Origin of the sequence: Shewanella rhizosphaerae, from assembly GCF_019457655.1 — a bacterium.
Lineage (GTDB): Bacteria > Pseudomonadota > Gammaproteobacteria > Enterobacterales > Shewanellaceae > Shewanella > Shewanella loihica.
Window position 1 is genome coordinate 1,294,654 of the sequence record NZ_CP080420.1, and the last position, 20,401, is coordinate 1,315,054.

The 20,401-nt window shown below is 51.6% G+C and carries 23 protein-coding genes; 12 read left to right on the forward strand and 11 right to left on the reverse strand.

From position 1 onward, the window contains the following. The first annotated feature begins 127 nt into the window (after window positions 1-127). From hemH to K0I63_RS05800, 5 genes are all read left to right on the forward strand, one after another. Window positions 128-1,141 (forward strand): ferrochelatase, encoded by a 1,014-nt coding sequence (gene hemH / locus K0I63_RS05780; RefSeq protein WP_220082830.1) that lies wholly within the window; start codon window positions 128-130, stop codon window positions 1,139-1,141. Window positions 1,142-1,885: 744 nt separating this feature from the next. After that, window positions 1,886-2,341 carry a hypothetical protein gene (locus K0I63_RS05785; RefSeq protein ID WP_220082831.1) on the forward strand — a complete coding sequence of 152 codons (456 nt, stop codon included), beginning with the start codon at window positions 1,886-1,888 and terminating at the stop codon, window positions 2,339-2,341. A 6-nt stretch (window positions 2,342-2,347) separates the two neighbouring features. Then, window positions 2,348-2,884, forward strand: coding sequence for a hypothetical protein (locus tag K0I63_RS05790; RefSeq protein WP_220082832.1), 537 nt, complete (start codon window positions 2,348-2,350; stop codon window positions 2,882-2,884). A gap of 156 nt (window positions 2,885-3,040) precedes the next feature. Then, on the forward strand, window positions 3,041-3,676 hold the full coding sequence (locus tag K0I63_RS05795; protein WP_220082833.1) for a CPBP family intramembrane glutamic endopeptidase: 636 nt from the start codon (window positions 3,041-3,043) through the stop codon (window positions 3,674-3,676). 15 nt (window positions 3,677-3,691) lie between these two features. After that, entirely contained in the window at window positions 3,692-4,039 is a 348-nt protein-coding gene (locus K0I63_RS05800; protein WP_220082834.1) for a hypothetical protein, read from the forward strand. Window positions 4,040-4,688: 649 nt separating this feature from the next. Here K0I63_RS05800 and ruvX read toward each other — a convergent pair. The 4 genes from ruvX to K0I63_RS05820 all read right to left on the reverse strand — a co-directional run bounded on the left by ruvX (window position 4,689) and on the right by K0I63_RS05820 (window position 6,857). Further along, window positions 4,689-5,108 (reverse strand): Holliday junction resolvase RuvX, encoded by a 420-nt coding sequence (gene ruvX / locus K0I63_RS05805; RefSeq protein WP_220082835.1) that lies wholly within the window; start codon window positions 5,106-5,108, stop codon window positions 4,689-4,691. Window positions 5,109-5,129: 21 nt separating this feature from the next. Then, a complete protein-coding gene (locus K0I63_RS05810; protein WP_144203232.1) occupies window positions 5,130-5,687 on the reverse strand; it encodes a YqgE/AlgH family protein in 558 nt (185 codons plus the stop codon). A gap of 16 nt (window positions 5,688-5,703) precedes the next feature. Continuing rightward, window positions 5,704-6,033 (reverse strand): stress response translation initiation inhibitor YciH, encoded by a 330-nt coding sequence (gene yciH / locus K0I63_RS05815; RefSeq protein WP_220083378.1) that lies wholly within the window; start codon window positions 6,031-6,033, stop codon window positions 5,704-5,706. Between the two features lie 509 nt (window positions 6,034-6,542). Then, window positions 6,543-6,857, reverse strand: a complete 315-nt coding sequence (locus K0I63_RS05820; RefSeq protein WP_220082836.1) for a hypothetical protein — start codon at window positions 6,855-6,857, stop codon at window positions 6,543-6,545. A gap of 173 nt (window positions 6,858-7,030) precedes the next feature. On the opposite strand from K0I63_RS05820, the gene K0I63_RS05825 reads away from it, so the two are divergent. Both K0I63_RS05825 and K0I63_RS05830 read left to right on the forward strand, forming a co-directional pair. Next, window positions 7,031-7,594 (forward strand): DUF4136 domain-containing protein, encoded by a 564-nt coding sequence (locus K0I63_RS05825; protein ID WP_144203236.1) that lies wholly within the window; start codon window positions 7,031-7,033, stop codon window positions 7,592-7,594. Between the two features lie 300 nt (window positions 7,595-7,894). After that, window positions 7,895-8,344, forward strand: a complete 450-nt coding sequence (locus K0I63_RS05830; RefSeq protein WP_220080204.1) for a DUF924 family protein — start codon at window positions 7,895-7,897, stop codon at window positions 8,342-8,344. A gap of 125 nt (window positions 8,345-8,469) precedes the next feature. Here K0I63_RS05830 and K0I63_RS05835 read toward each other — a convergent pair whose 3' ends face one another. After that, a complete protein-coding gene (locus tag K0I63_RS05835; RefSeq protein WP_220082837.1) occupies window positions 8,470-9,345 on the reverse strand; it encodes a LysR family transcriptional regulator in 876 nt (291 codons plus the stop codon). An 85-nt stretch (window positions 9,346-9,430) separates the two neighbouring features. Here K0I63_RS05835 and K0I63_RS05840 point away from each other — a divergent pair, with 85 nt between their 5' ends. The 3 genes from K0I63_RS05840 to K0I63_RS05850 all read left to right on the forward strand — a co-directional run bounded on the left by K0I63_RS05840 (window position 9,431) and on the right by K0I63_RS05850 (window position 11,607). After that, on the forward strand, window positions 9,431-9,853 hold the full coding sequence (locus K0I63_RS05840) for a PACE efflux transporter (protein ID WP_220082838.1): 423 nt from the start codon (window positions 9,431-9,433) through the stop codon (window positions 9,851-9,853). A 186-nt stretch (window positions 9,854-10,039) separates the two neighbouring features. Next, window positions 10,040-10,753, forward strand: coding sequence for an OmpA family protein (locus K0I63_RS05845; protein WP_220082839.1), 714 nt, complete (start codon window positions 10,040-10,042; stop codon window positions 10,751-10,753). Window positions 10,754-10,782: 29 nt separating this feature from the next. After that, window positions 10,783-11,607, forward strand: a complete 825-nt coding sequence (locus K0I63_RS05850; RefSeq protein ID WP_011864955.1) for a mechanosensitive ion channel family protein — start codon at window positions 10,783-10,785, stop codon at window positions 11,605-11,607. A gap of 82 nt (window positions 11,608-11,689) precedes the next feature. Here the strand turns inward: K0I63_RS05850 and K0I63_RS05855 are convergent, their stop codons facing one another. After that, complete coding sequence (locus tag K0I63_RS05855) at window positions 11,690-12,343, reverse strand: trimeric intracellular cation channel family protein (RefSeq protein ID WP_220058758.1); 654 nt, start codon at window positions 12,341-12,343, stop codon at window positions 11,690-11,692. A gap of 316 nt (window positions 12,344-12,659) precedes the next feature. On the opposite strand from K0I63_RS05855, the gene ltaE reads away from it, so the two are divergent. Next, window positions 12,660-13,667: a low-specificity L-threonine aldolase gene (ltaE, locus tag K0I63_RS05860; RefSeq protein WP_220082840.1), complete on the forward strand. Its 1,008-nt coding sequence runs from the start codon at window positions 12,660-12,662 to the stop codon at window positions 13,665-13,667. Between the two features lie 79 nt (window positions 13,668-13,746). On the opposite strand, the gene K0I63_RS05865 is transcribed toward ltaE, so the two are convergent. From K0I63_RS05865 to K0I63_RS05875, 3 genes are all read right to left on the reverse strand, one after another. Next, the gene (locus K0I63_RS05865) at window positions 13,747-14,580 is read right to left on the reverse strand and encodes a hypothetical protein (protein ID WP_220082841.1); all 834 of its coding nucleotides are present in this window, start codon (window positions 14,578-14,580) and stop codon (window positions 13,747-13,749) included. A 100-nt stretch (window positions 14,581-14,680) separates the two neighbouring features. Then, on the reverse strand, window positions 14,681-16,318 hold the full coding sequence (locus tag K0I63_RS05870) for an alkaline phosphatase family protein (RefSeq protein ID WP_220044616.1): 1,638 nt from the start codon (window positions 16,316-16,318) through the stop codon (window positions 14,681-14,683). 14 nt (window positions 16,319-16,332) lie between these two features. Beyond that, window positions 16,333-17,829: an alkaline phosphatase family protein gene (locus K0I63_RS05875; RefSeq protein ID WP_220044617.1), complete on the reverse strand. Its 1,497-nt coding sequence runs from the start codon at window positions 17,827-17,829 to the stop codon at window positions 16,333-16,335. Window positions 17,830-18,112: 283 nt separating this feature from the next. Between K0I63_RS05875 and K0I63_RS05880 the strand changes: the two genes are divergently transcribed. Then, window positions 18,113-18,481, forward strand: a complete 369-nt coding sequence (locus K0I63_RS05880) for an acyl-CoA thioesterase (RefSeq protein WP_011864961.1) — start codon at window positions 18,113-18,115, stop codon at window positions 18,479-18,481. Window positions 18,482-18,641: 160 nt separating this feature from the next. Here K0I63_RS05880 and K0I63_RS05885 read toward each other — a convergent pair whose 3' ends face one another. Together K0I63_RS05885 and K0I63_RS05890 are read right to left on the reverse strand one after the other, a co-directional pair. Next, window positions 18,642-18,848: a hypothetical protein gene (locus K0I63_RS05885; protein ID WP_011864962.1), complete on the reverse strand. Its 207-nt coding sequence runs from the start codon at window positions 18,846-18,848 to the stop codon at window positions 18,642-18,644. Window positions 18,849-19,006: 158 nt separating this feature from the next. Continuing rightward, window positions 19,007-20,308 (reverse strand): NAD(P)/FAD-dependent oxidoreductase, encoded by a 1,302-nt coding sequence (locus K0I63_RS05890; RefSeq protein ID WP_220082842.1) that lies wholly within the window; start codon window positions 20,306-20,308, stop codon window positions 19,007-19,009. Between the last annotated feature and the right edge of the window lie 93 nt (window positions 20,309-20,401).

The following is a 20,401-nucleotide window of genomic DNA, read 5'->3' on the forward strand; positions in this document are numbered from 1 at the left end:
GTGGCGATTGATCTCTAAGGGGCCGAACCGCGTACTGATGCCCATGCATCATTAGCCTCGGCCAGGTGCCCAGGTGCAAAGAAAAAGAAAGCGCGTTGGGCAACACAGACAAAAACAAGGAATCACTTTGGCAAAATACTTTGGATTGAATAAACAGCAGGGCCATGGCGGTCGTGGCAAGACGACGGTACTGTTGATGAACCTAGGCACACCGGATGCGCCAACCACCGGCGCCGTGCGTCGTTATCTGGCGGAGTTTCTCTCGGATCCCCGCGTGGTGGAGATCCCTAAGCTGGTATGGATGCTGATACTGCACGGCATCATTTTACGCGTCCGCCCGGCAAAGTCTGCCGCCCTGTATCAGTCTATCTGGACGGAGCAGGGCTCGCCCCTGATGGCGATCACTCAGGCGCAGCGGGACAAGCTCGCGCAAAGGCTGAGTGAAAACGGCAGTGACGTCAATGTGGACTTCTGCATGCGTTACGGCAAGCCGAGCGTCAAGGAGACGCTGAGAAGGCTTCATAGCGAGGGAACCGACAAACTTATCGTCTTGCCCCTCTATCCTCAGTACGCCGCGCCCACCACGGCCTCGGCCTTCGACGCCCTGACCAAGGAGCTGACTTCGTGGCGCTACCTGCCATCGCTGCACTTTATCAACAGCTATCATGATCACCCCGACTATATCGCGGCGCTCTCTGACTCTATCGCCAAGGACTTCGAGCAACATGGCAAGCCGAAGAAGTTAGTACTCTCTTACCATGGCATGCCCGAGCGCAACCTGCACCTTGGCGACCCCTACTACTGCCTGTGTCAGAAGACTACACGCCTGGTGGTGGAGCGTCTGGGACTTCATGAGAATGACTATATAACCACCTTCCAGTCGCGCTTTGGCAAGGCCAAGTGGCTCGGCCCCTACACGGATGCCAGCCTGGAGGCGCTAGCTAAAGAGGGCGTGGATGATGTGGCCATCGTCTGCCCGGCCTTCAGCGCCGACTGTCTGGAGACACTCGAGGAGATTGAACATGAGAACCGGGATGTGTTCACTCAGGCCGGTGGCAGCAAGTATCGTTATATTCCCTGTCTCAATGACCAGGATCTCCATATCCAGATGATGGTGAATCTGGTGAGGCCTTATCTTTAACTGGGTTAGGTTAAAGGGGGCGGGCTTGGTTGCCCCAAGGTGGCCATTGGTGAAAATGCCGAGTCTTTAGAAGGACTCGGCAATTTTGTTTTTGAAGATCGAATCTTCAAGGTTTCTTCTTGTTCTGGAGGAGGCTAGTTTTTGACTTTTCGATTTGGTGGACTCGGTATGAGTTGAGAAGCAATGGTTGGGATGTTTTGCCATAAAGTTTGCTTGAGTAGCGTTTGGCAGAATGTCATTGGTTGAGTGGATTTGAAGGTCGTACTTTCATGGCGACCTAACGCCTGCCCGGCGAGGGATGTGCAAGCACTCTTTTGGCACGCCGCAAGCACGTCCGTGTGGGCTTCACGGCGGCGTCCATGCCGCCGAGAGCCAAAAGCGTGCTTACACCCGTATCTAAACGTCTCTTCGATTTAACTTCATTTGTTGCTGATAGATGGAGACTTAGCGCATTTATACTCATTTGAAGCAACTCATAACGAGTAGTTGAAACTGGACAGGCATACAGTCGTATTTAAATTGTGTGACTTTTGGGTGATTTTAGGTCGAGATCTGTGCGCGTTTTTCCATTATTGTCGAAATTAACACTTTTAAAATTAATCACTTATGATTTTGATTAAGTAGATAATAGGTTTGGAAAACGCGCATGCGCACTAATAAGCTGTTAGAAAAACAAAAACTGACTACTGTAATCGAGGATGTTAATGTTAGATATAACTTATGTGGTTCAGGGGGAGATATAGAATGTCTATGAGCTTAAATCTTGTAATTTATAAAACAAAAGAAGACAAGTTAATTGAAGATGATGTTAGGACAGTACAGTTTGAAGAGTTGTCTCCCGTCCTACTAAAACGTTTGACAGATTCCTTTCCACTTGAAGAGTTGCCTGTCTACTTTGATGAAAACCTAGAGGAACATTTTGAAATAGAGTGCTTTAACAACTCTCAAATTCAAGAAATTTTAGACATGCTTAAAAAGGATTTTTTGGAACTAATTAAGCATGAACATGATGCTTTAGTTGCAGGGAAAACTAGCAAAAATGAAGTTCAGTTGGTTGAAAATGATACCATCAATACTTCAGATGACCCGCTAAACAAGGCAGTGGCACGCTTTCATATCCTAACTGGTGTAATCAAACTTTTTGAAAAAAAACACCTAAGGTTGTCTGATGATGTTGGTGCAGTCATTAAGTTAGGGTGATTAGCTATGTGTGATGATAAGAAAAAAAACGCGATGAAAGTCGCAGATGCAGCTAGAAAGGCTGAACATCGTTGTTTAGCTGCATTATCGACTCATGCTGGCAATACTACTAGCTTGGAAATCACAAGGGCAACACCAACTAATACTCCTGACGGTGGTCATGATCTTGGTGTTACCGGTACTACGGAAGAAATTAAAAGTTTAGTTAGTGATCTAACAGGGCATTCAGTCGATAGTTTGAACTTTCTAGATCAAAGCGCTAAAAAAGGTAAGTTAAAAGTGCGTATTGATGTCAAAAATGTAAAAACTGTGAGCGGAGACATCATCGACAAACATGCTTCTGATTCAAACCGTAGTCCAGATTGCCAAGTAAACTTAATTGTGATGACAAACCAGGAAGGAAAAGTGACTCCAGACGCCCAAAAAAAATTACAACGGCATAAAGAAAACTTCAAAGAGGTTAATACTCTTTGTGATATTGCTTTACCTAATGGTATTGCAAAGATCGAGGAACAGAACAAGGGTGCTGATGAAACCAATTAGTCATCCGTATCAGTTTTTCTAACAAACATTCAAGAGTGATTCAGCACGCTTGGCATTTTGGTTTCGGGTTTAGTCCAGCGTTTACGGTGGTCAAATGAAGTGCCGTGGTCGCGTGCTTCACACCTTAATTGGGCGTTAGTTTTCAAAGGGAATACTGTGAAACATAAACCCGTATATTTAATGTTAGCCATCTTGATTTCAACTATGGGATCCTTTATCGCTATAAATGTATTATCAAACTTTTCAGGTTTTATTACTTACTTGGGATTCACTAGCGAAGGACATGGTACTCCTTTAAGCTGGTGTTTAGCTTTAATAGTAACTGTTCTTTATTGTTATAGCGCCTCTTCAATCTCTGACGTAAAGAAATACATGTTTAAAGTCGACTTTTTAAAGTTTGTTGCTGTTGTCGGGGCTATATGTGCAGGGGTTGTAGAAGAAATCCTGTTTAGAAAGTGGGTGATGGATTACCTTGCCTCTGAAGGTTTTTCTATCATTTTTCAAATTTTTGCATCTGGTTTAACCTTTGGGTTAGCTCACCTAATTTGGGGGTTAAAGAATATTAAAGCAGGTATTAATGCTGCATTATCAACATTCTTGTTGGGTATTGCATTGGGTGTTGTTTATTTGGCGAGTGACCGAAGTTTAGCGCCCTGTATTGTTGCTCATTTTTTGATAACAGCGCTAATTGAACCGGGGTTGCTGATTGCTGCGCAAAAAGACAAGCTAGGGTATTGGAAAGAGAAAACTAATAAATCAACACAACCGAGCACTAACGTGTCGGCTGATTGAGGCGTTAGTTTTCCCATGGAGGAAATCATCGAATATATTGAATTGGGTGGAGCACATTTAATATTAGAACCTAATGGTAGTGAGCCTCGTTTCAAATATGAGGCTCTTCAATTTGAGAATAGTACTGACTCTGGTTGGTTCTATATACTTAATCTTGAAGAGCTTCAACGAACTGAAGCCGGGTTTACTTGGGGGACAGGCATTTTTTCTTTTGAGTTGAAGTTTATTAAAATCGTAAATAACTTGTACAAATTTAGAATCACCAAATATATTTTTGGCTTTATTCCTTACAACGCTTATCGTGGCCAAATTGGAATTACAGATAAAAACAAGCTAATAAACTTTATTGAAAATGGAAACTAACAAGTGACTGAGACGTTATCCATACAGTGATTAGTCTCAATTTGATGATGGGACAGAGCCAAAAATCTAACTCAAACTTGTTCTGCTTGAACCTTCCCGTACCTTAAAATCAAAGAGATGGAAAACGGGGTGTAGGTACGGCTGAGGCCTTTGATTTTAGGGCCAAAAATGTTCCCTACATTTTTTGGCACTCCCTCCATCCATGTAGGTCAGATGAAATTGTAGGGCGCCCAGGGAGGATTCTTGTAAACAGAGAGCCAGCGTGCCGCAGCTGTACCTGCACGAAAAAGTCGCTATTACACACCCCTGTGTTCGCAACATTAGTGCATCCTTGCACTGCACCTGCTGCCAAGCAATTCAAAATAGTTACGGTTAACGCTGCAATTAGCCTTGCTTAGGAACAAACTAAGGTTTGGTTGTGTATTCTCAGATACACAAAGAGGTCGCTCTTACACATCCCTGTGTTCGCGACATTGGTGCGTCCTTGCACTGCACCTGCTGCCAAGCAATTCAAAACAGTAACGGTTGGCCATCAAATGACATCGAAACTGTCAGGAAGGTACGGGCTACAATCAGAGAAAAACTCAGAGAGCGAGTTTCCGCGCAGCAAAAAGGCGGCCTTGTTTGGCGGCCATGTAACGATCTAATCTTAGTAGAGATTCTCGAAATAACTCTCGATGATGAGTACCGCCGACATGGAGTCGACCTGGCCCTTGGACAGGGCCTTGTAGCCCCCCATCTCGAACAGCCTGGCCTTGGCGTCGGCTGTGGTGAGGCGTTCATCCTGGGTGGCGGTCTTGACGCCGAAGCGGCCGCTGATGCGGTTGGCAAACTTGCGGGCTCTCTGGGTCATCTCCTGCTCTGTGCCATCCATGTTGAGGGGCAGGCCGACGACGATAAGGTCGGGTTTCCACTCCTTGATAAGCGCCTCTATCTCTTCCCACCTGGGGATGCCGTCGTTTGCCTTGAGGGAGGCGAGGGGAGTGGCGCTGCCGGTGATCTCTTGGCCGATGGCGACGCCTATGCTCTTGGTGCCGAAGTCGAAGCCCAAGACGCTTGCTGAACTCATAGTGAATTTTATCCTTTACTGTTAGGCGTGACCGGCCTGGGAGGAGAGTTGCCAGATGTCGAAGCCCAATGATTCTGTGGCCTTCTGCCAGCGGCTCTCATGATCTGTGTTGAACATGAGGTCGGTATTAGCGGGGATGGAGAGCCAGGTGTTGTCGGCCAGCTCCTGTTCCAGCTGATGACGGCCCCAGCCAGCGTAGCCGAGGGCGACGATAAACTGCTCGGGCGCCTCTTTGCTACCCAGGGAGGTGAGCACGTCTCTTGAGGTGGTGAGCATGAGATCGTCGCTGATCTGCTGGCTGTTGCTCCATTGTGGCTGCGGCGTATGCAGCACGAAGCCCTTCTCCTGCCCCACGGGGCCGCCCACCAAGACTTTGCTGTTGATGCTCTCTATAGTGTGAAAATCATCCAGCTCCATCTGCCTGAGCAGCTCATTGACATCGACCCCTATGGGGCGATTGATCATCAGCCCCATGGCGCCTTGTTCGTTATGCTCACACAGGTAGATCACGCTGCGCTCGAAGAAGGTGTCCTTAAGCGAGGGCATGGCAATGAGTAAATGATTTTGCAAACTATCCATCTAGCGCTCCAATGGGTTAACCACCCGCCAGTTTCACCTGATAATTCAGTTTTTCCAGCAGTGTCTTCAGCTGCTCTCTGTTGTCTGTTTGGATCTCTATGTTGAACTCTTTTACCGTGCCGCCGCAGCCGCACTGTTTTTTCAGCTTCTGCGCCAGTGCCTTGAGTTCTTTCTCGTCCAGGCCAAGACCCTTGATCACTGAGACGCCTTTGCCTTTGCGGCCCTTGCTGTCTTTATGAATGCGCACTATGCCGTCACCTTCTGGGATGGTCTTGGTTTCCTTGGGCTGGTCGATTTTGCCGCCGTCTGTGCTGTACACCAGGGCAATATTGGGATCGATTCTCATCATCTGTCACATGCTTAACTAAGATACCCTGAGTCTATCAAATTGAAACTCCCTTGTGGGAGGAGTAATTCTTAGATACGAAAAAAAGACCACCCTAGGGTGGTCATGGATAAGCATAGATACCAAATGCAGGGAGGTATCGGTACTAGGGTCTGTTTATCTTTCAGGTTTAATTTTTGTTCAATCTAAACGCGTTTTGCTCAAGGCGCGTGCTGTGCCGCATAGTATTCTATGCAAGTAGCACGCAACACAGGGCAAGGCGCGTTTAGATGAACCCTTCGGGCAGCTTTTGTAGGCCATTTCAACGGCGTTATCGTCCGTTTATGTAACTTTGGTATATAAGAACCACTACACCACACAGGCCTCTGCCTGGTATAAATGCCCTACAAAATGCTGCAAAAACAAACAGGAAAGGTCAACAGACCCTAACATCCCAAGGCGCCGGGCGAGCTGGCGCAATCAGTGAGCAAAACTCTTTAAGCAAAAGCCCTTTGAGCGAAACCTTGAGGCTAGAGGTACTGCAGCGCCAACATCAGCAGCGACAGGCCTGTGTAGGCGGCGCAGGGGAGAATGAATCGGTGAAAACGGCTGATGGCCACGCTGCAGGCGGTGAGGGCGAAGCCGATGGCGATGCTGGCATGACTCGAGCAATAGCCCTTCGCCATGGCGATCATCATGATGACCAAGGCCAGCAGGGGCAGGGTAAAGAGTACCCACTGGGAGGTCTTTACCTTAGGGCTCTCCGCCATGGGCGTGGCCAAAGATTTAGGGGCAAACATGAAGATGGCGCTGGCGATAACAAATGCTGTGATAAACCAAGTCATGGGACAGAACTCATATGATGCTAATTGATAATCATTATCATTTAGGCTTTTGCTGAAGTCAAGCTGAACGAAACGCTATTTACAATAAAGAAGAGTTGTAGAACAGAGGTTTGCTATGTAAGCTTTAGGATAAATTCCTGTTTAAGTCATGCCTGAAACATGCTGGAGAGTCTATGAAAAAGGTGATTATCTTAGCCGCTGCACTTGCCCTGTCGGCCTGTAGCACACTGAAAACCAGCTCTGATTATGATCCCAAGGTCAACTTCGATGATGTGAAGAGCTATGCATGGGTGGTGAAGAAGACTGACGATACCACCTACAACTTAGATGGCTTGATGGATCAGCGCGTTCGCGAGGCGGTAGACCGTGAACTGCAGATGAAGGGGATCAGCAAGGTCGAGGCGGACAACGCCGACGTGCTGGTGAACTACTTCACTAAGGTCGACAAGAAGATCAATGTCGATACCTTTAATACCAACTTCGGTTACGACCCTTACTACTATGGCCCGGGTTGGGGCTGGGGCGGTAGCGTTCACACCCAGACCACGGTACGTGAGTATGAGGTGGGCACCCTGGTGCTGGACATGATCAACAAAGAGACGGGCAAGCTTATCTGGCGCGGCTCGGTAGCCGATACCATTCGTGACAAGAGCACTCCAGAGGAGCGCGTCGAGGTGGTCAACAAGGCGGTAGCGGCCATGATGCTCAACTACCCACCACAGAAAGAGGCGAAATAGCCTCTCTTTATGAGCTGAAAGTTAATATGAAAGCGGCCAAGAGGCCGCTTTTTTAATCTCCTGCTTTCTATCATTTCTCTCTCCAGTCAGTCTCTGTAGTTTCTTGCCGGCATTTCGAGGCTAATACTTCTAGCCTGGCATCTGTCCCATCGGTAAGAAGTGTGACCCGGGTGGCGCCGCCAGGGGCATATTTGCGCTTTCCTTCGACCAAAGTCCTAGTTATTCCACCGCTGGCCTGGTGTTATGCTGCCTCGACCAGGATTTTTTAAACTCATGATTTAATCGTATCTAGGGGGCAGCGTGGAACAGTTTTTACAGCAGTGGTTTCACCACTATGAGAAGGGCGAAGGCGTAGAGGCTAAGGAGCTTAGCCAGGAGACCCTGAGTCATTGGCAGCAGCTGCTGGGCGGCGCCAAGTCGGGTGACCTGGAGCATTGGCAGAAGAATCCGCCGGGGCGTCTGGCACTTATTCTACTCATGGGGCCGGTGGCACATCTGCTGGAAGACGAGGCGGCCCTGGCGCTGCAGCTTAAGGCGCGGGATCTCTGTGTCTCCGGTGTGGATCGCGGCTTCGATACTCAGCTTGAACCCCTGCAGCGTCGCTGCTTCTACGATCCTCTGTTCTATTCCAGCAAGAGTGAAGACAGGGCGCTGCTGGTTCGCTTGCTTGAAGGGATGCAATCCCACATGGCAACCACCGCTAGGCCAGCCTGGAGCCACTGGTATCAGCAGGCCTCGCTCGCTAATTAGATTGCGACTCAAGCGCAGCTGCAAATAACTAGTCCATCGCTGGCGAGTTATCCGGCTCGCTACGACTATCTCTTATCTCGGCTCTCCTACCTTAGCTGCACCGCTAATAGGTCGCCTTAGTCCGACTAGGCGATGGCCGCGCTTAAGATTTGGCGGAATACCTGACTCACTTCTTGGTTGACGCTGCTGTGCTGGATCAGATCCACGTTGGCAATCCAGCCCATCTGCTCCATATTCAGCGGAATAGGGCACAGCTGCCCCTGGGCCAAGGCGTCCTGTACCAGGTGCTCCGGCAGTAGTGTCCAGCCGAAGCCTGACTTAGCCAGATCCAACAGGGCGTAGTAGCTGTCGGCCAGCCAGAGCTGGGGCGAGTGCTCCGCCTGAAAGCTAGATTGCTGAGTCTGCTTGCTGCCTATGGTGAGCTGACGGTGAAGCTTCAATTGGTCGAGGTTGTTGGTCTCCGCCTTGGCCAGTGGGTGATTAGGGCTGACCACAGGCTCAAACTTCACCGACCCCAGAGATTCGAAGTCTATCTGCTGGGGATAGATCTCCTCGCTGAAGATCACCCCCATGTCGACGTTTTGCTGCCTCACCTGTTCGATGATCTCCTTGCTGGGCAGCATGCGCAGCTCGAGCTGCATCAGGGGGTATTTATCGGCAAACAGGCTCAGGTGCTGGCTGAGCTCGGAGAAGGGGACCCCTTCATCGATCGCCAGGCGAAACTGTTGCGGCAGGCCGGCGTCCAGCGAGCTTATGAGGGATTGCAGCCTTAGGTGCTGGGCGATCACCGCCTTGGCCTGGGGCAGCAGGGTCTGACCGGCCGGGGTGAGCACAGGATAGCGGCCGCTGCGGTCGAACAGCTGCTTGTCGCAATCTATCTCCATGTTGATGATCTGCTGGCTCACCGCAGATTGCACCTTGTTGAGGCGCCTAGCGGCGGCCGAGAAGGAACCGGTTTCCACCGTGGCCAGAAAGAGTTGTAGCTGCTCGAGTGTCGGCATATCGTAAAATGAGATGGTATCTAACTTTTATGTATCATAAATATGGATAAAAATGGTCGCAAGTTAATTTTGCGGAGCGACGACCATGTCTACTACAGAGAGAATCCTACATTCGGTGCTTTTTGAGATCTTTGCCCTGGCCTTAGTGGTGCCCATCGCCATCTGGTTCACCGGCCACGGTGTGGGTGAGATGGCCGCTGTCGGTATTGGTCTTAGCCTCTATACTGTCACCTGGAACTACTTCTACAACCTGGGGTTCGACAACTATTTCGGTGAAGATCGCACCAAGCGCTCGCTTAAACTGCGGGTGGTGCATGCCCTGGGCTTCGAAGGTGGATTAGTCTTAGTGACCGTGCCTGTGGTGGCCTGGTTTCTGGGGATCACCATATGGCAATCTTTGATGCTGGAGGCGGTTTTCTTAGTGGTGTTTTTCTTCTATGCCATTATCTTTAACTGGCTTTTTGACTGGGCAAGATCTAAGTTTTATGGGCAGCGTGCGAAGGCTTAACGAGGTGAGTGCACGCGGCGGCTAGGTGATGGCCAAAATGAGAATTAATTTCACTAGATAGATATTCTTATATTGGAGATGCAGGCAGAAGGATATAAAATGTATCCCTGTCTGCATCTTTATATTTGATTGTTTTTCATGCGTTTTGAGATAGCTCTGTTTGAGATAGCTGCATGAGTGCATTATATGACAGATATGAGTGGTCCAAGGGCCTATGCCCGCAAAATGCCGGTTAGAAGCAGTTCGTTTGCCGCTAAGCTGAGCCTAGGCTTAATCTGTGTTGTCTGCGGCTTATGCATCAGTGGCGCCGCGCTGGCTCTTGGCTGGATCGATAGCGATTTAGATGGCGTGCCAGACAGTAAAGATGCCTGCCCGCACTCTCGCCCCAATGCCGTAGTCGATGCCAAGGGCTGCGAGATTAGGCGAGATGAGATTGCTTGCTTAGCGCCCGAGGGGCAGCTGCTGGGCTTTTGTGAATCTGCCGCTCAGGCAGCCAAAAATGGGCAAGCCAGACAGAATAAGCAAGTCAAGCAAGGCGAGCAGGTTATGAGGTCGATAGGCGAGTCCAATATCGTGCGCGTCTACTTTGCCTTCGCCAGTGCCGAGGTGAGTATCGACCAGTGGCCGCAACTGGCCAAGGTGCGCGACTTTCTTAGCGCGAGTGATGCAAGGCTCACCTTGGTCGGGCACACGGATAATATAGGCAGCGAGGCGGTGAATCTGAGTTTGTCACGCCAGCGTGCCGAGCGGGTAAAACAGATTTTTGTTCAAGATTATGGTGTTAAGGCGGAGCGACTGTCTTTAGTCGCCAAAGGTGCCAGTCAGCCCGTGACCGATAACTTTGGTCCTGGCGAGCGGGCCTTGAACCGTAGAGTCGAGTTTATAGTTGAGGCCAGGTAATACTGGTCCATTTTATTAGGGAGCGTTACATGGAAAATTTGGATAAATATATCGAGCAAGCGCCTGAGCTGATCCTGACCTATGGTCTGCAGGTGGTCTTCGCTATTATCATCTTTATTATTGGTAAGTACCTGGCCAATGTGGCTAAGAAGCTTACCACTAAGTTGATGAATAAGCGTAAGATCGACAAGACTGTGGTTTCTTTCGTGGCTAACATGGCCTGGGCTTTGGTGTTTGTCTTCACAGTGATCGCCACGCTTGGGCAGATCGGTGTTCAGACCGCTTCTCTGGTTGCCGTTATCGGTGCCGCCGGTTTGGCCGTTGGTCTGGCGCTGCAAGGCTCGCTGTCTAACTTCGCCTCTGGCGTGCTTATGGTGCTCTTCCGTCCTTGTCGCGTAGGTGACTACATCGAGGCGGCGGGTATCGCGGGTACGGTCGATGAGATCACCATCTTCTCTACTAAGCTGCGCACCCCTGATAACAAGGTGATTGTGGCGCCTAACTCATCAATCATGAACGGCACCATCACTAACTACTCAGCCATGGAAACCCGTCGTATCGACTTGGTTATCGGCGTGTCTTATGATGCCGACCTTAAGCAGACCAAGGAAGTACTTAAGCAGGTATTGGACAACAACGCCTACATTCTGAAAGATCCTGCCTACACAGTGGCACTGACCGAACTGGCGGATTCTTCAGTTAACTTCGTGGTACGTCCTTGGGTTAAGGGTAGCGACTACTGGCCGGCTCGTTTCGAGATCCTAGAGCAGATCAAGCTGGCTCTGGACGAGAACAATATCGGTATTCCATATCCACAGATGGATATCTATGTCAAAGAAACGCCTGCGGCTTAAGCCTTGGCTCGATTGACAGTAAAAAGGTCGGCAATTGCCGACCTTTTTTTGTGCCTGAATTCAGGGCTGAAGGCCATCCTGCTTAGTGGGCCTGACTGTCCTGGTTGCCGTGATCGCCATGCTGATAGTCGAACTTGGGCATGCCCCAGTGGTAGCGAATGGCCAGCATGCGGAAGCTAAAGCCGACACTCAGGCTGATGGCCAGGTTGACCCACTCGGTCACCTCAAAGCTGCGCAGCAGCATGTAGAGGCTGGCGGTGGTCAGCGAGACCAGGGCGTAGAGTTCCTTCTTGAAGATCAACGGCACCTGATTACAGAGGATGTCGCGGATCACCCCGCCGAAGACGCCGGTGACCACCCCCATGACGATGGCAAGTGTCGGGCTGAAGCCCAGCAGCAGGGTCTTCTGGGCACCGACAATGGAAAATACCGCCAGGCCCAAAGCGTCTATGGCCAGAAATAGCTTGGAGAGATAGCGCATCACGGGTGAGATGATGACCGTCAGCAGCGAGGCGAAGGCGATGGCCAGCAGGTAGTGGATATTCTCTACCCAGATGAGGGGATAGTTGCCCAGGAGGATGTCGCGTAGGGTACCGCCGCCTATGGCGGTGGCACAGCCTATGATGACCACGCCAAACAGATCCATCTGTTTTCTGCCGGCGCACAGCGCACCTGTCATGGCCTCGGCCAGTATGCCGATGAGCCAGAGGAGGGTGATAAATTCAGCTTCTTGCATTGTTGATTCAGTCGGGAAAAAAGAGTGCGCATATTGCCAGTCTCTCACGGGAAATGACAGCGAGATTTTTTGAAAAATTCGGATTAGATTTTTTAATTATATTTATTGGTGGGTTCTGGCTTGTTAGTAGTTTGTTGCCTTAAATATGGCTCATTGTGGTTTTCATCCTATTAGTTTATTCAGGTTAAAGCTAAGGGTGAGTGACGCCTAATGATAATTTTCTCGGCTGGCGATAGGGCAGGCTCTAGCGAGGGCGGGCGACGAGGAGTACTATTTGCGCTCGGTGTATCATTTTAAGATGAGTAGGACGGGGAAGATGATTGATTTTCGCAGTGACACAGTAACTCAGCCCACGGCGGCGATGCGCCGCGCCATGGCAGATGCCCAGGTTGGCGACGATGTGTATGGAGACGATCCCAGTGTTAACCGACTGGAGGCGATGGCGGCCGAGCGTTTTGGATTCGACAGTGCCCTGTTTACCTCCTCGGGCACCCAGGCCAACCTGCTGGCGCTGATGTCCCATTGTGATCGTGGCGACGAGTATCTCTGTGGTCAACAGGCCCACAACTATAAGTTCGAAGGGGGCGGAGCGGCTGTGCTGGGCAGCATTCAACCTCAGCCGCTCACCAACCAGCCTGATGGCAGCATCTTGCTGTCTGATATCGAGGCGGCCATCAAGCCGGACGATTTCCATTTTGCCCGCACTCGTCTATTGAGTCTGGAAAACACCATTGGCGGCAAGGTGTTACCACAGTCCTATCTGGCCGAGGCTCAGGCGCTGGCCTTCAACAAGCGGCTCAAGATCCACTTAGATGGCGCCCGCATCGCCAATGCGGCGGTGGCTCAGAACCTGGATATCGCCGATATCACCCAGTATTTCGACTCTGTCTCTATCTGTCTCTCTAAGGGACTGTGCGCCCCCGTGGGCTCGCTGCTACTCGGTGATGAGCGGCTGATCAACAAGGCTCGCCGCTGGCGTAAGATGCTAGGTGGCGGTATGCGTCAGGCGGGGATTTTGGCGGTGGCCGGTGAAATCGCCCTGAACGAGCAGGTCTCTCGCCTGGCCGTGGATCATGAAAACGCCCGCTATCTGGCTGAGCAGTTAAGCAGCCTGGATGAGTTCGAGGTGGATCTCGCCGAGGTGCAGACTAACATGCTGTTTGCCCGTGTGGCAGAAGGTGTCGCCATCGACAAGCTGGCCGCGTCACTGAAGGCATCTGGTATCCTCATCAGCCCGGGCAAGACGCTGCGGCTGGTCACTCACGCCGATATCCTCCGCGAAGATATCGATCTCTTTATCGATAAGCTCAAGTCGCTGCTCTGAGCGATTAGCCTAGCGAGACAGCCATAGTGAAAGCAAAAAGCCATCCTCAGGATGGCTTTTTTGTTATCAGGTAAACGGCCTAGTGATGGTGGTCGTGGCCGCCTTCAAGCTGCTTGCCATCGGCCGAGTAGAAGCCTGAGCTGCCGTGCTGAATGAAGCCCTGGGTGATCATCTTGGCGATGAAAGGGTCAGACTCGCTGTCGCCCACATCGGCAAAGTCGAGGTCTTGGTAACCCGAGGTCAGCAGGTCGAAACCTTGCTGATTGATAGGGGTCAGCTTGGTGAGTTGATAGTGAAGCTGCTGCTCGCCCTGGGTAATGGTCAGGCTGGCGGGTAGCTGGAGTTCGTTTATCCAGTCAAGTTCCAGAGACTGCTGCTTGCCTTGGGCTTGTGCTTTGCCCTTATGGGAGCCGCTGTTGTGAGTGTAGCTTTGCTGGGTAAAACAGGCATCTTGATGCTGCTCGCCTTTATCGAATTGGTTCAAGGCGGCGGGGGCGATCAGATGAAACTGCTTGTCGATATCCGTATGAATATTAAGGGCCAGCAGATCGCTACGGCGATAGCTGATAGAGCGTTTCTGCTCGGGGAAGTAGCGTACATACTCGCCATTCTTCTGCCAGGCCTCATAGCTTACCGGGCCGCGCTGATAGATGATGGTGTCGTCGAAGCGGGTCAGGATCAGCTGGTGGGCTTGCGCCTTATCATCATTTCCTGCGGTTATTTGATAGCTGGCTTGAAAGCGCGTCGGCTGAGCGGCGCTGTCGCAGATCAGCGTACTGACGGCATGCTGATGTCCTTGGCTGTCTGACTGAGCGTGAGCCATGGCTAGTTTTCCAAGGAGCAGGTTGCCCATTAGCAGGCTGCCGGTGACGCCTAAGAAGAGTGAGACTGACTTGAATGTTGAGCGAGACATAATAGACCTACTGATGTTTCTCTTTAACCAAATAAGCAGCCTGGCACCCTGCCCGAAACTAAGGGGCTGCTAGGGGCGTCAGGCTGCGGGTCGCTGCGCCTTATTGCGCTGCGGCGGCTTCTGCCTTCTTGACCAGGTCACCGGCATAGTTCATCACATGGAAGATGTGATTCTGCTCTACGGTACCCTCAACCAGGCTTGCTCCTGGACCACGGGCGAAGATGGCCACATCTTCACCGGCATGGGTTTCGCTTTCCAGCGGTACCAAGGCTTCCTGGTGGAAACCGGCACTCTGGGTGTCGATGTAGTTCAGATCCACACGACCAGGCTCTGCGGCGTAGTTGTAACGCTCGTCGCCACCAGTTTCCAGTGAGCCAAAGCCCAGACCGTTGGCATAGCCAACAGTGGTGTATGGCATGCCGTTGGCATCGGTAGAGTTAGTCACAGACGGCTGACCGTTTGCGTCGTTGCTCTTAACCAGACCCAGGATAGGGTTACCACGGGTTGGATAACCTGCGATGGTGAACACATGGCTGTGGTCGGCGGTGACCATCAACAGGGTGTCATTAGCCGAGGTCTTTTCCATGGCCACACGTACTGCCTCAGACAAGGCGATGGTGTCGTGCAGGGCACGGGCCGCGTTACCGGCATGGTGAGCGTGGTCGATACGACCGGCTTCGACGATCAGCACGAAGCCTTTGTCGTTCTTGCTCAGAATGTCGATACTCTTAGCCGTCATCTCTGCCAGTGAAGGCTCGCCGTTTACGCCATCTTCGACTCTGTCATAGTCATATTCCATGTGAGACGAGTTGAACAGACCCAGGGCGTGCTCTGTGGTGCTTGTGTCCATGGCTAGGAAGCTGTCACGGTCGGTAACATAGGCGGCGTTAGGGTACTGCGCCATCCACTCGGCGGTCAGGTCGCGACCATCTTTACGCTTACCAGCCTTGCCTTCTGGATCGACAGTGGTGTTAGGGATGAAGGCGCGTCGACCACCACCCATGACCACGTTGATCCCCTTGCCGTCGTTGAAGTCCAGCATCTGGGCGGCAATGTCTTTACAGCCATTGGTAACGGCTTCGGCCGGCAGGTTGCTATCTGCTTCCCAATCACGCTCTGGCACATGGGCATAGGTCGCCGCAGGGGTAGCGTGAGTGATACGGGCGGTAGAGACCACTCCGGTAGACATGCCCGCCATGGCGGCCAGTTCCAGTGAGGTGACCAGGTCTTGGCCTGTAGTTGATGAACAGACACCGCGCTCGACGCCTTCACCCTGAGAGATCACGCCTACGTCTGTCTTCACACCTGTGACCATTGCGGTCATGGTGCCGGCAGAGTCTGGCGTTTGGCCATCGACGTTATAGGTCTTAGCCAGGCCGAGGTGAGGTAGGGTCTCGAAAGAGAGTGAGTTCTCTTCACCTGTCTGACCTTTTAGCTGACCGTCGAGGATGCGCGCCGCAGTCACGGTTGACACACCCATGCCGTCGCCCACAAACAGAATGATGTTCTTGGCGGCACCAGCTTCATTGTTGTTGGTCATACCCGACGCCTTAGTGACGCGGTTTTGGCCATCGATATACCATTGGTTAACGCCGGTCCAGTCTTTGCCGTTAGTGCCGTTGCTACCGTCGGTACCTGGCGTACCCGCGGTGCCATCTTTACCGTTATCACCGTCGCTACCACAAGCCGCTAGGCCGAGAATGGCTGCTAGAGACAGTACTAGTAGTTTCTTATTCATTTTGTTGCTCCCAATTAATACTTAGTACCGCCAAGCGCTTGGGCTTGGTTGATGATGTGGAAAATGACGTTCTGTTCCATCACGCCCTGTACCAGGTTTGAGCCTGGGCCTGTGGCGTGCAGACTGATATCTTCACCGGCGTGCGTCTCACTACCCATAGGGATGAGTGATTGCTGCATAAAGTCTTTGTCTTGCGTATCGACAGAAGATAGGTCGTCACGATTACCCACAACGGCGCCAGGACCATTGGTGTAACCTAGGGTGGTGTATGGCTTGCCATCTAGGGCGGTTGAAACAGTGCCGTCTACGCCATGTACCAGACCAAGGATAGGGTTACCACGCTTTGGATAACCTGCGATGGTGAACACGTGGCTGTGGTCGGCGGTAACCAGGATCAGTGTCTCATCTGGGTTGGTGTTTTCTACCGCGGCCTTAACGGCGTTAGAGAGTTCGACGGCGTCAGCCAGGGCGCGCTTGGCGTTGCCCGCGTGGTGACCGTGGTCGATACGACCCGACTCGACGATCAGCAGGTAGCCGTTGTCGTTCTTCTTCAGCATCTCGATAGACTTCTCAGTCATTTCGGTCAGTGAAGGCTCGCCACCTACATCGTCGGCGCGATCGGCTTCATATTCCATGTGAGATGAGTTGAACAGGCCCAGCAGGTGGTCTGTGGTGGCAACATCGATAGCGTCGAACTCTTCGCTGTTCCACACATAGGCGGCGTTATCGAAGTTTTCAACCCAAGCCTTGGTCAGATCCATGCCATCCTTACGCTGACCCTTCTTGTTTTCACCGTCGGTAACAGTGTTAGGGATGAAGGCGCGGCGACCGCCCCCCAGGGCGACTGTCAGGGCATTGTCTTTATCGCGCATGACCATCTGGTAGGCGATATCTTTACACTCGTTAGCCACAGCCTCGGCGGGCAGGTTGGCGTCAGATTCCCAGTCGCGCTCAGGGCTGTTGGCATAGGTAGCCGCTGGCGTGGCGTGGGTGATACGGGCGGTAGAAACTACGCCGGTAGACAGGCCCTTAGCGTTGGCCAGGTCAACCAGGGTGACCAGTTCGTTGCCTTTAGATGACAAACAGTTACCACGCAGTGACTGGTCAGAAACAGAGATAACACCCGCCTTAGACTTAACACCCGTGGCGATGGCTGTCATGGTGCCGGCGCTGTCAGGAGTCTGTTGGTTGGTGTTGTAGGTCTTGATCAGGGCGGTATGGTCGAACTTCTCGAAGCTTAGGAAGTTCTCTTCACCGCCTTGGTTACCGGCCATCTGTTGGCCTTGGTAGATACGCGCGGCGGTCAGGGTAGAGATCCCCATACCATCGCCCACAAATAGAATGACGTTTTTGGCCTTTGCTTTGGTTTCTAGTGTGGCCTTGTCTGACACCCGTTGGGCACTTTCCTTATACCAATGGCTGTCTGTCTGAACACTGGGTAACACGGCGCTGTTGGCGGCCATGGTTACTAGGCTGCAAGAGATCAACGCAGCTAATCTTTTTATCATCATCACTTTCATCATCCGTATTGGGTTGAAGTAAATTGTTCGCTATTTGAGATAAAGCGGCCTGATTGTCAGGTATCCAGATGACAGAATTGATGAATTAAGATTGCAGTTATGTGAAGCTAAGATGTCGAAACCCTTTTTATACCTGAGTTAACTTGGTGCAAAGGGCACTAAAACGGTGAGATAAGTGTCGAAGGTGTAACTTTAAGTTATTGTTTTTATGTGCATTTAATTCTTGGTCTGTTTCTTGTAACGCTTTCGTCTGAGTCTATCAGGGAGAGCCCAAATGAAATATTACAGTCGACGCTTTATTAAACCCGAACATTTAAATCCGGCTAATGCATTGTTCGGCGGACAGTTATTAAGCTGGATAGATGAGGAGGCGGCCATCTTCGCGGCCTGTCAGATGAATAGCCAGAGCATAGTCACCAAGATCATCTCAGAGATCAACTTCATGACCCCGGCGCGCCAGGGGGATGTGATCGAGTTCGGCTTAGCGCTCATCAGTGCCGGGGTGAGTTCCATCACCGTCTGCTGCGAGGTGCGTAACAAGGCGACCCGCCTGCCGGTGGTGACCATAGATAAGATGATCTTCGTAAACGTGGATGAGAACGGCCTGCCCAAGCCCCATGGTATGCGGGCTAATGCTGCCTAATAGCTGCTTAGTCGATGGCTAATAGCTGCTTAGCCGCTGCTTAAGAGCTGCTAAATAGAGTCTAAAGCTGCGCCAGGCGCCAGATTTAGCCAATAAAAAAGAGGGCGGATTTGCCCTCTTTATCTTTATCTTCAGAACAAGGCCACTAGGCCGGTCCGATTTAATTTTCTTTGCTCAGGTCTTCTTTGACCGATTTGACCGCATCGCGGGACGCATGACCAATCGCCTTGGTGGTGTCACGGGTGGCGTGGCCGATATCTGTGGTCACCTCTTTGGTGGTGTTACCTATTGAGCGACCTGCATGCTTAAGGTCGGCGCAGGCGCTAAGGGCGCCAAGGATCATAACCGCGCTAATAATTTTTTTCATAATGATCTCTTGTTGACAAAAGTTGTCACATTTTAACCCGTTAGCCCATCGAGCGAAAGCCTCCCCAAAAGGGAGGCTCATAATGGCTAGGGCTGGGCACTCGATTAGCGCCTCGACTGTTACTCGATTAGCGCCTCGACTGTTACTTGGTTAACGTCTTAGTGCAGCTTGAGGTGAGGGTGGATGATGCGGCTGATCCCTTTGGCAAACATCAGCAGGGTACCTTTAAAGATCCCATGTAGTTCAATTAGATGGCGCCGATAGAGCGAGGTATAAACGAACCTGGCTATCTTGCCCTCCACCAATACGCCACCGCCGATGAAGGACATCAGGTTGCCCACGGTATGGAACTTGGACAGGTTTACCAGGGAGCCGAGATCTTTATAGAGGTACTCCTTGCTGGGGGGCTGCCCGGCTAGCATCAGGCTGATGTTGTCGGCCGTCATCAGCGCCATCTGCCGTGCCGACTGGCCTCTCGGCGGCACCCAGGAGCCGTCTGGCTGTGGGCAGGCGGCGCAGTCGCCGATGGCGAAGATGTGGGGATCCCGGGTGGTCTGCATGTTGGGCTTAACCATCACCTGATTGATCTGATTGCTCTCCAGGCCACCTATTTCACGCATGAAGTCGGGCGCCTTGACCCCGGTGGACCAGATGGTCATGTCGCTGGCGATGGTCTGGCCGTCGCAGGTATGCAGCGCATTCTCATCCACCCGGTCGATACGAGTATTGGTCATGACTCGAACGCCAATCTGATTAAGCTGCTTTGTTACCGCCTGGGAGATCTCCTGCTTCTCCACCTTGGGCAGGATGCGTGAGTCGGCTTCGATCAGCGTAACCTCTAACAGGCTGGTGTCTATCTTATAGCCGAAGCCGCTGAGCTGCTCGACCGCATGATGCATCTCGGCGGACATCTCGACGCCAGTCGCCCCGGCGCCGACCACGGCGATTTTGATCTTGTCGTCCAGCTGGTGGTGGCTGGCATAACGCATAAATTTATTGAGCAGCATGGTGCGGATCTGCATCGCCTGTTGGGTGTTGTCGAGAAACACGCAGTGCTCCCTGACGCCGGGGATGTTGAAGTCGTTGGCGATACTGCCGATGGCCAGCACCAGATAGTCGTAATCTATGCGCCGGGCAGGCAGGAGTTCATTACCTTTATCATCTAAGATGGGGGCTAGGATCACTTGCTTATGTTCGCGGTCGATATCTGTCATCGCCCCCTGCTGAAAATGGTAGCCGTGAGCTGCGGCATGACCTCGGTAGCTGATGGCATCTATGCCGATATCCAGCGCCCCTGTGGCGACCTCGTGCAGCAGGGGTTTCCAGATATGGCTGTCGGCGCAGTCGATAAGGGTGATCTTGGCCTTGCCCTTACGTCCCAGTTTACGACCTAGCTTGGTCGCTATCTCCATTCCACCCGCACCACCGCCAACGATGACGATATTGGCCACTGCACCCATGAGGCTATTGCTCCTATATTCAGCTTAACTTGATGATTGGCCGGCATTGTTCTGCCAGCAAAACTGTCTCGAATCGAGAAAAGTGTAAGCTTG

Excerpts from the sequence above, each read along its gene's own strand:
- K0I63_RS05785 (WP_220082831.1), top strand. The coding sequence starts at position 1,886 with ATGTCTATGAGCTTAAATCTTGTAATTTATAAAACAAAAGAAGACAAG.
- K0I63_RS05840 (WP_220082838.1), top strand. The coding sequence starts at position 9,431 with ATGTCTACTACAGAGAGAATCCTACATTCGGTGCTTTTTGAGATCTTT.
- K0I63_RS05845 (WP_220082839.1), top strand. The coding sequence starts at position 10,040 with ATGACAGATATGAGTGGTCCAAGGGCCTATGCCCGCAAAATGCCGGTT.
- K0I63_RS05890 (WP_220082842.1), bottom strand. The coding sequence starts at position 20,308 with ATGGGTGCAGTGGCCAATATCGTCATCGTTGGCGGTGGTGCGGGTGGA.
- K0I63_RS05820 (WP_220082836.1), bottom strand. The coding sequence starts at position 6,857 with ATGACTTGGTTTATCACAGCATTTGTTATCGCCAGCGCCATCTTCATG.
- ruvX (WP_220082835.1), bottom strand. The coding sequence starts at position 5,108 with ATGAGTTCAGCAAGCGTCTTGGGCTTCGACTTCGGCACCAAGAGCATA.
- ltaE (WP_220082840.1), top strand. The coding sequence starts at position 12,660 with ATGATTGATTTTCGCAGTGACACAGTAACTCAGCCCACGGCGGCGATG.
- K0I63_RS05880 (WP_011864961.1), top strand. The coding sequence starts at position 18,113 with ATGAAATATTACAGTCGACGCTTTATTAAACCCGAACATTTAAATCCG.
- K0I63_RS05870 (WP_220044616.1), bottom strand. The coding sequence starts at position 16,318 with ATGAATAAGAAACTACTAGTACTGTCTCTAGCAGCCATTCTCGGCCTA.
- K0I63_RS05855 (WP_220058758.1), bottom strand. The coding sequence starts at position 12,343 with ATGCAAGAAGCTGAATTTATCACCCTCCTCTGGCTCATCGGCATACTG.
- K0I63_RS05790 (WP_220082832.1), top strand. The coding sequence starts at position 2,348 with ATGTGTGATGATAAGAAAAAAAACGCGATGAAAGTCGCAGATGCAGCT.
- K0I63_RS05885 (WP_011864962.1), bottom strand. The coding sequence starts at position 18,848 with ATGAAAAAAATTATTAGCGCGGTTATGATCCTTGGCGCCCTTAGCGCC.
- K0I63_RS05810 (WP_144203232.1), bottom strand. The coding sequence starts at position 5,687 with ATGGATAGTTTGCAAAATCATTTACTCATTGCCATGCCCTCGCTTAAG.
- yciH (WP_220083378.1), bottom strand. The coding sequence starts at position 6,033 with ATGAGAATCGATCCCAATATTGCCCTGGTGTACAGCACAGACGGCGGC.
- K0I63_RS05800 (WP_220082834.1), top strand. The coding sequence starts at position 3,692 with ATGGAGGAAATCATCGAATATATTGAATTGGGTGGAGCACATTTAATA.
- K0I63_RS05825 (WP_144203236.1), top strand. The coding sequence starts at position 7,031 with ATGAAAAAGGTGATTATCTTAGCCGCTGCACTTGCCCTGTCGGCCTGT.
- K0I63_RS05850 (WP_011864955.1), top strand. The coding sequence starts at position 10,783 with ATGGAAAATTTGGATAAATATATCGAGCAAGCGCCTGAGCTGATCCTG.
- K0I63_RS05875 (WP_220044617.1), bottom strand. The coding sequence starts at position 17,829 with ATGATGATAAAAAGATTAGCTGCGTTGATCTCTTGCAGCCTAGTAACC.
- K0I63_RS05865 (WP_220082841.1), bottom strand. The coding sequence starts at position 14,580 with ATGTCTCGCTCAACATTCAAGTCAGTCTCACTCTTCTTAGGCGTCACC.
- K0I63_RS05835 (WP_220082837.1), bottom strand. The coding sequence starts at position 9,345 with ATGCCGACACTCGAGCAGCTACAACTCTTTCTGGCCACGGTGGAAACC.